Source organism: Variovorax sp. P4_D9 (genome assembly GCF_056401695.1).
In genome coordinates, this window is sequence record NZ_JBFUIU010000221.1 from 1 (window position 1) to 12,185 (window position 12,185).

A 12,185-nucleotide genomic window follows, 5' to 3' on the forward strand; every position below is an offset into this window, starting at 1 on the left:
ACGAACCGCTGGACCCAGCGCATGACCGTTGTGTGGGCCAAGACCAAGCCACGCTCAGCCAGGCCAAGACCAAGCCACGCTCAGCCATCATCTCCACCAGGTCACGAAAGCTCAGCTTGAAGCGCAGGTACCAGCGAACGCACAACACGATGATCTCGCGCTCAAAGTGCCGACCTTTGAACAGCTCATCCATGCTCTGGAACTTCTTTGCCACGTTCAGCCTTCACATCACAAAGGTCGGTAGCCTACCGGAAGCCAAAGTTTGCACCAGAGCCGTCACGACTACCCGCCCGCGACCCGACAGCCCCGGTGGCAGACCACCGTCGCCGAGCAGCGAGCGCACAACATCCATGTCCGCGACGGCATCGGCGAGGACGCCTTCGTCGCCATGCGCACGGCCCGTGACGCCACCCTGGATGTTCCGACGCTCATCCTTCCGTCAATTCAGGTCAATGTCCGGGCCGGGCAACTGCCGCCCCCCGATGAAAACGGCGTCGCGTATCTACGCATTCCGTTAAACACGCTTCCGGTTCACCAGCCATCTGTAGCCAAGGCGAGCGCTTGAACTGGCCTCAGCCTCGATAACCAACGGTGAGGCCACCGCTTTTGGCCCGGCTCAGTGAGTATGCGGGTGCTGATGGTGGATGTCCGGGAAGTGCTCGTGTTCGTGCGCCAAGGGTTCATGGCGATGCCAATGCGTATGCCGGGCCGCGTCCGATGAGCCATCGGCATGCGCATGCTGGTGATGCGCATCGTGCGCGTGCTCGTGGCTGTGCTCCAGCGGCTCATGAGCGTGCCAATGGCGGTGTCGCTCGGTCAGGTGCAGCCAAACGCCGATGGCCATCAGGATGCCCGCCGCAACCAGCCCCGCGGTGAGGGGCTCGCCGAGCAGCCCGATGGCCAGGACCGCGCCAAAGAACGGCGCCACAGAAAAATAGGCGCCCGCGCGTGCCGTTCCGAGGTGGCGCAATGCGACGACGAAAAGCACAAGGCTGGTGCCGTAGCTCAACAGGCCCAGAAGTGCTGCCCCGGCGACCACTCCGGTCGACGGCCAAGTCGCGCCTGTGGCGACCGCGAGTGCGAGATTCGTCGCGCCGGCTACCAAGCCCTTGGTCATCGCGATGAACGACGCGTCGGCCACCGACACCTTTCGAGTGAGATTGTTGTCGACCGCCCAAGCCAGGCAGGCGCCCAGCACCGCCAAYGAGGGCCAGAGGGCGCCGACACTTGTCTTGCGAGGCCAACTGAGGATGGCGGCACCCGCCACGATGGCAATCATTCCCAGTGCAACACGCCGGTCGAAGTTCTCCTTGAACACGAACCAGGCAAGGAGGGCGGTGAACACGCCTTCGGCGTTCAGAAGCAACGAAGCGTCGGCTGCAGCTATGCCGGTCAGTCCAGTCATCAGCAGAAGGGGGCCGAGCATCCCCCCTGCGACGACGGCGCCCGCGAGCCACCCGAGTTCGGCCCGCTGGAGCCGAGCATCTGGCGCGCGCGAGATAAGGCGCCAGACCCACAGCCCAACGCCGGAGCCAAGGTAAAGAAAGCCCGCCAGCAACCAAGGACTGGTGTGCGCAAGCAGCAGTTGCGACCGGCGTACCGGCGCCGAAGAGCGCCGCGGCAGCGAGGGCCGCCAGCACGCCACGGTGGGTGAGAGTGTTCATTTCGTATTTGTAGCGCTTCGTCGGCAGGCCGCCTAACCTCTTACCGCTTCTGCATTTGGTCGTGCATGTGTGGATGGTGGCCGGCCATCGCGTCTGCTCCGTGGTCCGAGAGCTGCGCGTCGAACCAGGCATGCAGTGCCGACACCAGCTTGGCATCAGGGGTCCGATACCTCAGCTCTGCGCCGCCCTTCACATCCTTGTAGGCGATAGCAACCTGGCCTGGCTTGGCGGCCCTGAGCTGCGTCAGCCCTGGCATATCCTCGCCATGGATGTGGGAAGGTCCTGAGAAGTCGCCTTTAAGAAACGCGGCTTGGATGTCATGGAGGTGCGTGCGTACGAGCGCGACCTGCTTTACGTCGTTGGCGTTCTCGGCCACGACGCGCTGGGTTCCGCCGTCTGCCGTCTTGGTGAAGATGTGTGTCGTCGCACTGAGGCTGAATGGCATCACATCGGCGCCGAGCCGTGCAACTTCGGCCTGGCGCTGCGTTTCTGCGGCGTGCACGGCAAGCGGCAGGGCAATGAGCGCCGCAAGCGTCGCTTGGATGAGGAGTTTTGTCATGGGGATAATTCCTTGTCTTAGCCGCAGCGTGGGAAGTCATAAAGCCGGGTTGAGCCGCGGATGAGTTTCCTCGCCCCAACGGTACAGGACGGCGCCGGACAGCAGCATGGCGACGGCGACGAACCAGAACGCGCTTTCGAGCCGGCCGCCGAGGGCGGCAGCAGCGCCAAGGCCAAGGGCTCCGATGCCGTAGCCCAGGTCGCGCCAGAAGCGATAGATGCCGATGGCCGACGCGCGCCAGCTCGGATGGGCGATGTCGGCGACCGCAGCGCTGAGATTTGGATAGAGCATGGCCATGCCGAGGCCAGCGATAGCGGCCGACGCACCCCACCAGGCGGACCCGTGACCCAACGGCAGTAGCGCCACGCCGGCGCCGCACAACCACATGCCCCAGGCGTTCAGGTGATGCCGGCCCACGCGGTCGGAAAGCTTGCCCGTGAAGAGCTGCGCGCCGCCCCAGGTGAAGCCGTAGATGCCGACGATCCATCCGATGCCGGGCAGGCTGACGCCCTGTTGGTGCAGGTACACCGGCCAGAACGCCCAGACCAGGGCATCGACGAACTTCTCGACCAGGCCCGCCTGGCACAGCGCGGCCATCCGGCGGTCTCGCCAGCTCATCAGGGCGAACATCTCCGCCGTCGTGGGCTGCTCGCTCACGTTCATTGGGTAGCGCGGCCGCAGGGCCTGTGCCGCAGGCGCGTCGGCGTGCCGCTTGACCTCGGCATGGGCCCAGGGCAAGGTCTCGACCACGGCGGACCAGGCCAGCAGGGTGGCCAGTCCGATGACTGCGGCGCCGAACCAGAGCAGGCCGGTGCGCGGGCCGAGCAGCGTCGCCGCATAGCCTGTCACGACACCGGCGATRGCGACTCCCACGTAACCCGAGAACTCGTTCAGTCCAATGACCAGGCCGCGCTGGTCGGCACGTGTGATGTCGAGTGCGGCCGTCTGTGTCATCGACCAGGTCAGGCCCTGGTTCACGCCCAGCAGAACCGTCGCGGCAACAATCCAGCTCCACGAGGTGGCGAAGTAGACCAGCAGCGGAATCGGCAGGGCCACGAGCCAGCCGATAAGCAAGACCTGCCGCCGGCCGATGCGCTCGGCCAGACGTCCGGCGATGAAGTTCATCGCGCCCTTGACGAAGCCAAACGCGACGACGAACGCGACCAGCAGCATGAAGGACCCGCGTGGCACGCCGAACTCGCTCTCGGCCAGTGCCGGGACCACGGTTCGCATCATCCCGATGGTCATGCCCACCAGAAGGACCTGCAACAGTTGCTGGAGAAGCTGAGCGAGGTTGGCGCGGATGCCGTAGTCCATGGGGCGGTCGGACATGTTCAAGCGAGCTCAGGCCCGGGCATAGCGCCCCGCAGGTTGGCGTTCATGATGCGGGCCATGTCAGCCGGTTCCGGCGGAATTTCCGCTGTCGATGCCTCGATGAATGCCTCGCGCGACATCGAGAGCATCGGATTGAAGCGCTTCTCGAATCCGATGGTTGACGCGGGCTTGCCTGACAGGCCAGCGCCGCAGGCACTACCAGCCTGGTGACCGGGATAGATTTCGAGGTCGGCAGGCAGGGTGAGCAGCTTGTCATGCAGCGAGTCGTGCAACTGCGCCGCCATTTCCCGCTCTCGCCCGGCCAGGTCGGGACGGCCTACGGCACCAACGAACAAGGTATCGCCAGTGATTACGAACCAGGGCTCATCACCCCGGCGCAGGTCGCGAACGAGCAGACAGACGCTGTCCGGCGTGTGCCCCGGGGTATGCAATACATCCACCAGCACGTTGCCAGCCTCGAGGCGCTGGCCGTTCGTCAGAGGCGCGAACTCGAAGCGGACGCGGCCCTTGTCGCTCTCGTGCAGGTAGTACGGCGCACCGACGCGACGGGCCAACTCGAGGCCACCGGAGTAGTGGTCGGCATGCACGTGGGTGTCGATGACGTGGGCAATCTTGACGCCGACTCGCTCCGCCTCGGCGATGAACCAGTCTTCATCGCCGGCGACCACGTCCACGGCCACCGCCTTGCCTAAGCCGGCGCAGCCGAAGAAGTAAGAAAGCGTCGCGTTCTCCGCAGCAATTTGCCTGAAAAACATGGCTGACTCCTGTCTTAGAACACCAGCACCTTGTCGGCCCAAGCGGTCCATTGCGTCAGTTCGTCGAGGCTGCTCTGGTGCGAGCCGGGTATGAGGTCTTCGACGGTGATACCGCGTGCATCCATGCAGGTGCCACAGACGCCGACGATTCCACCGTGGTTCACGCTGGACCCCAGCATGACCTCGAGGTTGTAGAAGCCGCTTGGCACCTTCTGCATGCGGTGTGCAGCGGAGGCCGCGTCGCCAATGAGGAACAAGCGAACCTTGTTGTCAACCTGCTTGGCGATGGCACCGGCCAGCCTGGCGCCGTTGTAGGTGCGTTCACTGCCGTAGGGAGCATCGTTCAGGATGACCAAGGTCTTCATGCCGATACCTCAGGTCTGTTCCTCGAGCGGCAGACCGCGTGCGCGCCACTCGGCGACACCGTCAGGCAGGTGGAAGGCACGATAACCCTTCTTGCGCAGCAACTCGACGGCATCCTTGGCCATGAGGCAGAACGGGCCGCGGCAGTAAGCGACAACCGGCAAATCCTTGGGGAGCTCGGCGAGCCGCTTCTTGAGTTCTGCCAAAGGCATCGACCACGCATGCGGCAGGTGTGCAGTGGCGAACTCCACTTCGGGTCGGACGTCCAGGACCAGGACCTCGCCCGTCCTGGCCTTCTTCAGGATGTCGGCACGGTCGACCCCTGCCAACTCGTCGCCGTGTTCGACGATGGATGTCAGCGCGAACTGCAACTCGACCAAGCGCTCCTCGGCCTCGGTGCGGACAGTCACCCAGAGGTCGGCCACGCTCGTGCCGGCCAGGCGATAGAGGACGTACTTGCCGTCCTTGCGGGTCTCCGCAAGGCGGGCCAGCCGCAACTCCTTCAGGTGGGYGCTGGCGAGCTTGACGCTGATCTCAGCCTGAGCAGCGAGCACCTCGACGGTCTTCTCGCCTTGGCACAGGAGCTCGATGAGCTCGAGGCGCTTCGGGCTGGCGAGGGCCTTGCCAATGCGGGCAACTTGCTCGTAGAGCCGGTCTTTGACTTCTCTCATCCCATCATTCTAACGGCTATTGGAATGATGGCATGAGGACCTTGACCAAACCTGTCTGCCTGGTCGGAACGGCCGTCCGTTCGGCCGTGCGGCGGCCCCGAAATGCGTGCGCGACTGCCAGCCGCCGCGCCCGACAGCTTGGCACCCCCAGAGCTCGCCTCTAGTTGACCGCCTCAATTCGTGTGACAGCAATCGCACCGTTGACTCGCTCGGCCGAGAAGCGAACTTTGTCGCCCTCCTTTAGGGTGTCGAGCATCTTCGAAGCCGCCGTCCTAAAGACCATGGTCATCCCGGGCATCTCGAGATTGACGATGGGGCCGTGACGGAGAGTCACTCCCTGCCTCCTTGTCTACTTTCCGGACTTCACCGTCGGTCATGGAGGCCATCGCCGCTGTCGCGGAGCCTTGGGGTGCCGCCGAGGTCGTTTGCGCGTGAATGCCTGCGGCGGCGGAAACGACCAAGAGCGAGGCTGCAAGCAAGTTGAATGTCTTCACGGAAGTGCTCCTTCAAAGATGAACTGGGTGTGAGAAAACGGCGCCGGCTGCAGCGGTCGGCGAACTGATGGCGGGAGAGGCGCAGAAAGCCAGGAGCACTGCAGAGGAAGATGCGAAGAAACATCACGGGCGGCAGCTTGGAGGCGGAACTCTACGGAGAGCCTAGCCCGAATCTTTGAAGCTTGCCCCCATGGGAAGGTCAATCAATGTCAGAAGAGGCTTGGTTGATTAGGGGTTCTGCTCGACGACTTGACCTTTCCATCATGGGAGGGTTGACATTCGTCTAATCGAAACTCCCTGAGAGCAAAGCCATGACTACCTTCGAAGTAAACGACATGACCTGCGGTCACTGCGTGAGCGCCATCAACAAGGCGGTAGCCAGCGTCGACAAGGACGCCAAAGTCCAAATTGACCTGGCAGCACATCGCGTTGAAGTCGAGCCCTCGGCCGCAACCACGCAACAGTTGAGCGACGCCATCAAGGATGCTGGCTACAGCCCGGTTGTCATCGACGGCACCTCGCCCATTCCCGCTGCGACCAAGCGAGGCGGCTGCTGCTGCGGATAGTCGAGGACCACCCGGAAGGCTTCAAAAATTCGAGGGGTTGAGCCGGGATTAGCTCATCCGGCCTTGATTTGTATCAATGGCGCAGGCAGCCCTTGCGAGCATTGTGGAACCATCGAGTGCTGTCCCGAGCACTCAAGTCACAAAGTGAAGAACCATGAAGCTCGTAGGTATCTTGGCTGCGGCCGCAGCGGTCACGCTTGCGGGCTGCTCCTCATTTCCCGGCTCGGGAGCCAAGCAGGCCGAAGAGCACGAGGCGCATCACCCGGCGGCTGAAACCGCACCGAAGGTCGACCCGGCCAAGTTCGACCAGCAAATGAAGACAATGCAGGAGATGCATCAGAAGATGATGGCGGCCAAGACGCCGTCAGAGCGCGCTGCGCTGATGAAGGACCACATGAAGGCCATGCAGGACGGCATGGCGATGATGGGGCAGATGGGCGGGGGCATGCCGATGATGGACCAAATGGGTGGAGGCATGCCGATGCAGGGCGGTGGCATGTCCTCGATGCCCGGCGGCCAGAAAGACATGATGCAGCGCATGGCCATGATGCAAATGATGATGCAGATGATGGTGGACCGCGAGGCGGCAATGCCTCCTGCGGCCAAGTAGCCACATCTGTCGGGGAGCATCAAGATGGACACGCACGACCACGAGCCAAGTTTCTGGCGCTCACCCGGTGGAATCGGCTTGCTTGTCGTCGCTCTCGTCGGCGCCTTCTTCCTGCTTACCGAACACAGGGCGCACCTGCTGGGATGGCTTCCATTCCTTCTCATCCTTGCTTGTCCGCTGATGCACATTTTCATGCACCACAGGCACGGTCACGGTGGAGAGCATTCCGGGCACCAGCCGTCGGGAGGCGACCATGAACAGCGCGAGCAATGACTACGGCTTGTGGAGCCTGGTGCTCCTGAACTCCGTCATCTTCATCGGGTTCGCCTACAGTTTCTTCAAGCCGTCGACGCTGAGGGACTGGAGGAGTTTTGGAGCCTACTCTGCGTTCATCGTGGCCCTATTCGCGGAGATGTATGGCTTCCCCCTCACCATTTTTCTGTTGTCCGGCTGGCTCGGTACCAAGTATCCCGGTGTCAACCTATTCGGGCACGAGGCCGGGCACCTGTGGTGGCTGTTTACGGGACAGCACGGCAATCCACACGCAGGGGTACTGCACATCCTGAGCTTTGTTGYCATCTTCGCCGGCTTCATGCTGCTGTCAAAGGCGTGGCACGTCCTGTATCACGCGCAGCGGCGCCATGAGTTGGCTACAGCCGGCCCATATCGCAGCATTCGGCATCCGCAGTACGTCGCGTTCGTGCTCATCATGTTCGGCTTCCTGCTTCAGTGGCCGACGCTGCTGACCCTTGCGATGTTCCCGGTGCTGGTGTTCATGTACGTCCGGCTCGCCATTTCCGAGGAACACGATTCAGAGCGTGAGTTCGGGGACGCTTGGCATGCATACGCCGCCGTGACGCCTTGCTTCATTCCCGTCTGGGGCGGCGGTCGGCATCGACATGCTTAGTGGCCCGGCTCTCATCAAGAGCGCCGAGCTGTTGTCATGGGTCGGTGCCATCGTCCTCGGAGCGGGACTGGGGTTGCTTGCGCCCTTGCCTATGCAACGGCACGCATTGCCGCTGCTGGGTGCCGGTGTGCTCCTCCATGGCGCAGGGATGACGCTCAAGTATTGGCTTGAGGCTGGGGGTCGCGAACCGCAATGGTGGGACCGCACGCTGTTCTTGGCTTGCTGGGCCATATTGGTGGCGACCCTCGGGCGGGTCGGTTACTTGCTCGTTGCGCAGCCTCAAATCTGAAGCAAACGAAAACCTATGCTGGCTTGACCCTCCCATGATGGGAGGGTAGAGACTGCAGCATCACCATTGCTGGAAAGATGATGCCAATGACGTCCGACACCTCGTCCAAGCTCGACGCGGGCAAGATGCATGAGCGTATGGCGCATCACGGTCCTCATGACCATGGCGCGCACGCCGGTCACGCGCAASCCTCGTCGAAGCATGCGCCAAGCGCGGACGCCAAGGACATCGAGTACACCTGTCCCATGCACCCGCAGGTGCGGCAGATGGGCCCGGGAAATTGCCCCATCTGCGGCATGACGCTCGAGCCGATCGTAGCCACGACCCAATCTGGCGACAGCCCCGAGTTGCGCGATATGACCCGACGCTTCTGGGTGGGCCTTGCGTTGACCGTTCCGGTCTTCGCGCTGGAGATGGGCGCGCACTTGATGGACATCCATCACCTCATCGGGCAGCAGACCTCGAACTGGATTCAGCTTCTGTTCGGGACGCCGGTCGTGCTGTGGGCCGGGTGGCCGTTCTTTGTCCGAGCTTGGGCGTCGGTCAAGAACCGTAGCTTGAACATGTTCAGCCTCATTGCATTGGGCACCGGCGTGGCCTGGGTCTACAGCATCGTCGGGACGGTGATGCCGCAGGTCTTTCCGGCCGAGTTCAGGGGTCCTGACGGCGCGGTGGCCATCTACTTCGAAGCCGCGGCGGTCATCACCGTGCTGGTGCTTCTTGGCCAGGTGCTGGAACTTCGGGCCCGGGAAAAGACTTCGGGTGCGATACGGGCGCTGCTTGACCTGGCCCCGAAGGAGGCGGTGCGCGTGAAGGCCGACGGCACCGACGAGCGTGTTCCATTGGAAACTGTGCAAGTGGGGGAATCGTTGCGCGTGCGTCCCGGCGAAAAGGTGCCGGTCGATGGCGAACTGACCGACGGCAAGGGAACCGTCGACGAATCGATGGTCACCGGAGAGCCGATGCCGGTGGCCAAGGCGCCGGGCTCGAAGGTCACCGCGGGGACCCTCAACCAGACCGGTGGCTTCGTGATGCGGGCAGAAAAGGTCGGTGTCGATACCTTGCTCTCGCAGATTGTCCATATGGTGGCCGCCGCCCAACGCAGTCGCGCGCCGATTCAGCGCATGGCGGACCAGGTGGCGGGGTGGTTCGTTCCGGTCGTCATTGGCGTCGCAGTGCTCGCGTTCGTCGCCTGGTTTGTGTGGGGACCCAGTCCAGCGTTCTCGTATGCGCTCATTGCGGCTGTCGCGGTGCTCATCATCGCGTGTCCCTGTGCCCTGTGCCCTGTGCCCTGTGCCATGGGCCTTGCAACGCCAATGTCCATCATGGTGGGCGTCGGGCGCGGTGCGCAGAGCGGCGTGCTCATTCGGGATGCCGAAGCGCTGGAACGGATGGAGAAGGTCGATACGCTGGTGGTCGACAAGACGGGCACCTTGACCGAAGGTCGCCCCAAGGTCGTGACAGTGCAACCGGTCGAAGGCTTCGACGCGGGCAATGTTCTTCAGAAGCTGGCGAGCGTGGAGCGAGCCAGCGAACATCCCTTGGCCGCCGCCATCATCGCGGACGCGCTGGAGCGCAAGCTCGTGCTCTCGCCCGTGACCGACTTCGACTCTCCCCTCGGGAAAGGCGTGGTGGGCGTTGTGGATGGCGCCCGCATCGTGTGCGGAGGCGTGAAGTTCATGGCCGAGAACGGCATCGAGGTCGCTCCGCTTGCCACGATGGCCGAGGCCGTCAGCGCCAAGGCGGCCACCGTGATTTTCGTCGGCATCGATGGCCGCCTCGCCGGATTCGTCGGCATCGCGGACCCCATCAAGGCAAGCACGCCCCAAGCCATCGCCGCATTGCGGAAGGCAAACATCCGCGTGGTCATGCTGACGGGCGACGGGAAGACCACGGCGCAGGCGGTCGGTCGGGAACTGGGCATCGACGAGGTCGTTGCCGAGGTGCTGCCTGAGGACAAGGCCTCTGTGGTGCAGCGGTTGAAGGCCGAAGGCCGCGTCGTCGCCATGGCAGGAGACGGCGTCAACGACGCGCCGGCACTCGCCGCGGCAGACGTCGGAATCGCCATGGGCACCGGAACCGATGTCGCAATGGAAAGTTCGGGCGTGACGCTGCTGCACGGCGACCTCATGGGCATCGTGAAGGCGCGCCAGTTGTCGCAGGCAACGATGAGCAACATCCGCCTGAACCTCTGGTTTGCCTTCGGCTACAACGTGCTCGGCATACCGATTGCAGCCGGCGTGCTGTATCCGTTCTTCGGAATCCTGCTCTCGCCGGTCGTGGCCGCGGCCGCCATGGCGCTATCTTCGGTGAGCGTCATCGCCAACTCTCTTCGATTGCGCGCGAGCAAGCTGGAGGGCTGAGTGAAATCTGCACGCAGCCATGACATCGTGCCGGCCACTCGTTCGCCCCGTGACGGATATCGGTCGTTGCTCAAGCCACTGGTGGCAGGGCTTGCGGCGGTCTTGCTTGCCTTCGCGTTCGCCAAGCTCGGCGGCGAGGTCGTCGAAGGCGACACGCGCACGTTCGACATGTACTTCTTGCACGGCGCGCAAGCTTTGCGCGCAGGCCATCCGTGGCTGGCCAGCGTCATGCGGGACCTGAGTGGTTTGGGCAGCACGACCGTTCTTACGCTTTTCACTGTCATCTGCATCGGCTATCTGGTGCTGGTTTCTGCCCGGTCGACGGCCTTCCTGGTCGCAGCAGCCGTTATCACGGGTTCGGTCTTCGTCAGCATCCTCAAGACGGCATTCGGTCGTTTGCGTCCCGCCCCTGAATTCGCTGAACTAGTGGCTCCGGGCCTGAGCTTTCCGAGCGGTCACGCGAGCAATTCGGCCATCGTGTTCCTGACGCTCGGGGCACTCGTCGCGAGTTCGCGCGGTCCTATGCCAGAGCGCCTCTATATCCTGGCGACCGCGGCGCTCATGACGCTGGTCGTCGGTGTGAGCCGCATCGCCCTCGGTGTTCACTGGGCGACCGACGTCCTGGGAGGCTGGGCCTTTGGCGCCGCGTGGGCGTTGGCATGGCTGCTCGTGGCGCGTCGAGTGACGGGCCGCTGAGCGCGAATCTTCAAATCCTCAGCGCGCGGACTCGAGTTACGTCATCCCCGCCGCCGATGTCGTCCAGAGGGCCATCTTTCAAGTGTTCGGAAAACCCCTTCAGCACTGCACATCGAGCAGCCAAAGCTTCGATGTAGGTCGCCAATCCTGTGGTTGACGCCATCAACGATTCAAACACCGTCGACTGGTCGAAAGCTTCGAGAGCTCTGCCACAAATATGAAATGGCGCGCCGATACATTGTGCGGGAGTACTCACCAACAAAATATCATGTCATCTCAAGCTTGGGTGGAAACCATCTACATCGCCCTTGGCCATCCTCAGTGCAGGGTATATGCCATGCCCTATCCAATGCGCCCGAATCAGAAGCCGGCGGATATCCTGCCCCAGCATCAAATGGACTGGCGTGAAGTGGCGAAGTTGAATCACGACCTGGAACTGGTCTATATCGAACCCGGATACGCTGACTTGGCCGTCAACATCGTCGGTCAGATTGGTGGCGTGCACTTCGAAGTGACCCGCCAAGCGAACTGAGCGGGCCGCAGACGTCAAAACGGCATACCTCTTCTGAAGCGACCAAAAATTGACACACAATATCGATTTGAACGTCCGCTTCGGAGGAAACTGTACAGCCGCTGTGGGCCCACAGCGGCCGTACGTCGTCCTCCAAAGATGCTATGTGGGACTCCCCGAGTTAGACCCCGTTGAGCTAGTATCCTGAGTTATAAATTCGTTGAACTAATTTGGTCTGCCTGTGTCCGTCGTGTAGTGTGTCGACACGACGAGGTGGCAATGAGAGGCAGACCCAAGAGCGAACTGGTGCTCAGCGATGCAGAGCGCGAACAACTCACGGCATTGACGCTGCGGCGCAAGACCGCGCAGGCCATGGCATTGCGAGCGCGCATCGTGTTGGGC

General features: G+C 62.9%; 14 protein-coding genes and 3 pseudogenes. 9 read left to right on the plus strand and 8 right to left on the minus strand.

Annotated features, from left to right (window positions below):
* Positions 1–193: pseudogene (locus AC1DY5_RS22940) on the minus strand (hypothetical protein); the annotation flags it as partial.
* An 84-nt stretch (positions 194–277) separates the two neighbouring features.
* Between AC1DY5_RS22940 and AC1DY5_RS22945 the strand changes: the two are divergent.
* Positions 278–565: pseudogene (locus AC1DY5_RS22945) on the plus strand (MBL fold metallo-hydrolase); the annotation flags it as partial.
* 51 nt (positions 566–616) lie between these two features.
* Here AC1DY5_RS22945 and AC1DY5_RS22950 read toward each other — a convergent pair.
* The 7 genes from AC1DY5_RS22950 to AC1DY5_RS22980 form a co-directional block, all read right to left on the minus strand.
* Positions 617–1,558 carry a DMT family transporter gene (locus AC1DY5_RS22950; RefSeq protein ID WP_478115062.1) on the minus strand — a complete coding sequence of 314 codons (942 nt, stop codon included), beginning with the start codon at positions 1,556–1,558 and terminating at the stop codon, positions 617–619.
* A 146-nt stretch (positions 1,559–1,704) separates the two neighbouring features.
* On the minus strand, positions 1,705–2,223 hold the full coding sequence (locus AC1DY5_RS22955; protein ID WP_478115064.1) for an aspartate carbamoyltransferase: 519 nt from the start codon (positions 2,221–2,223) through the stop codon (positions 1,705–1,707).
* A 36-nt stretch (positions 2,224–2,259) separates the two neighbouring features.
* Positions 2,260–3,555: an MFS transporter gene (locus tag AC1DY5_RS22960; protein ID WP_478115065.1), complete on the minus strand. Its 1,296-nt coding sequence runs from the start codon at positions 3,553–3,555 to the stop codon at positions 2,260–2,262.
* Between the two features lie 2 nt (positions 3,556–3,557).
* Complete coding sequence (locus AC1DY5_RS22965) at positions 3,558–4,364, minus strand: MBL fold metallo-hydrolase (protein WP_478115067.1); 807 nt, start codon at positions 4,362–4,364, stop codon at positions 3,558–3,560.
* Complete coding sequence (locus tag AC1DY5_RS22970) at positions 4,328–4,678, minus strand: DsrE/DsrF/TusD sulfur relay family protein (protein ID WP_478115069.1); 351 nt, start codon at positions 4,676–4,678, stop codon at positions 4,328–4,330. The genes AC1DY5_RS22965 and AC1DY5_RS22970 overlap by 37 nt, the downstream gene beginning before the upstream one ends.
* Before the next feature lie 9 nt (positions 4,679–4,687).
* On the minus strand, positions 4,688–5,347 hold the full coding sequence (locus tag AC1DY5_RS22975; protein ID WP_478115072.1) for an ArsR/SmtB family transcription factor: 660 nt from the start codon (positions 5,345–5,347) through the stop codon (positions 4,688–4,690).
* A 160-nt stretch (positions 5,348–5,507) separates the two neighbouring features.
* A complete protein-coding gene (locus tag AC1DY5_RS22980) occupies positions 5,508–5,681 on the minus strand; it encodes a copper-binding protein (protein ID WP_478115074.1) in 174 nt (57 codons plus the stop codon).
* 471 nt (positions 5,682–6,152) lie between these two features.
* Here AC1DY5_RS22980 and AC1DY5_RS22985 point away from each other — a divergent pair, with 471 nt between their 5' ends.
* From AC1DY5_RS22985 to AC1DY5_RS23020, 8 genes and pseudogenes are all read left to right on the plus strand, one after another.
* The gene (locus AC1DY5_RS22985; protein WP_478115076.1) at positions 6,153–6,407 is read left to right on the plus strand and encodes a heavy-metal-associated domain-containing protein; all 255 of its coding nucleotides are present in this window, start codon (positions 6,153–6,155) and stop codon (positions 6,405–6,407) included.
* 154 nt (positions 6,408–6,561) lie between these two features.
* Positions 6,562–7,017 carry a hypothetical protein gene (locus AC1DY5_RS22990; RefSeq protein ID WP_478115078.1) on the plus strand — a complete coding sequence of 152 codons (456 nt, stop codon included), beginning with the start codon at positions 6,562–6,564 and terminating at the stop codon, positions 7,015–7,017.
* Between the two features lie 24 nt (positions 7,018–7,041).
* Positions 7,042–7,290 (plus strand): DUF2933 domain-containing protein, encoded by a 249-nt coding sequence (locus AC1DY5_RS22995; protein ID WP_478115080.1) that lies wholly within the window; start codon positions 7,042–7,044, stop codon positions 7,288–7,290.
* Positions 7,271–7,924: a methyltransferase family protein gene (locus AC1DY5_RS23000; RefSeq protein ID WP_478115082.1), complete on the plus strand. Its 654-nt coding sequence runs from the start codon at positions 7,271–7,273 to the stop codon at positions 7,922–7,924. Before AC1DY5_RS22995 ends, AC1DY5_RS23000 begins: the two co-directional genes overlap by 20 nt.
* Positions 7,925–8,299: 375 nt before the next feature.
* On the plus strand, positions 8,300–10,576 hold the full coding sequence (locus AC1DY5_RS23005; RefSeq protein WP_478115084.1) for a copper-transporting P-type ATPase: 2,277 nt from the start codon (positions 8,300–8,302) through the stop codon (positions 10,574–10,576).
* Entirely contained in the window at positions 10,577–11,272 is a 696-nt protein-coding gene (locus tag AC1DY5_RS23010; RefSeq protein ID WP_478115085.1) for a phosphatase PAP2 family protein, read from the plus strand. It begins immediately after the preceding gene.
* 286 nt (positions 11,273–11,558) lie between these two features.
* Positions 11,559–11,804 carry a hypothetical protein gene (locus tag AC1DY5_RS23015; protein WP_478115087.1) on the plus strand — a complete coding sequence of 82 codons (246 nt, stop codon included), beginning with the start codon at positions 11,559–11,561 and terminating at the stop codon, positions 11,802–11,804.
* A 258-nt stretch (positions 11,805–12,062) separates the two neighbouring features.
* Positions 12,063–12,185, plus strand: a pseudogene (locus AC1DY5_RS23020) (IS630 family transposase); the annotation flags it as partial.

Coding starts and splice junctions, on each gene's coding strand:
- AC1DY5_RS22955 (WP_478115064.1), bottom strand. CDS start 2,223: ATGACAAAACTCCTCATCCAAGCGACGCTTGCGGCGCTCATTGCCCTG.
- AC1DY5_RS22965 (WP_478115067.1), bottom strand. CDS start 4,364: ATGGACCGCTTGGGCCGACAAGGTGCTGGTGTTCTAAGACAGGAGTCA.
- AC1DY5_RS22970 (WP_478115069.1), bottom strand. CDS start 4,678: ATGAAGACCTTGGTCATCCTGAACGATGCTCCCTACGGCAGTGAACGC.
- AC1DY5_RS22985 (WP_478115076.1), top strand. CDS start 6,153: ATGACTACCTTCGAAGTAAACGACATGACCTGCGGTCACTGCGTGAGC.
- AC1DY5_RS22990 (WP_478115078.1), top strand. CDS start 6,562: ATGAAGCTCGTAGGTATCTTGGCTGCGGCCGCAGCGGTCACGCTTGCG.
- AC1DY5_RS22995 (WP_478115080.1), top strand. CDS start 7,042: ATGGACACGCACGACCACGAGCCAAGTTTCTGGCGCTCACCCGGTGGA.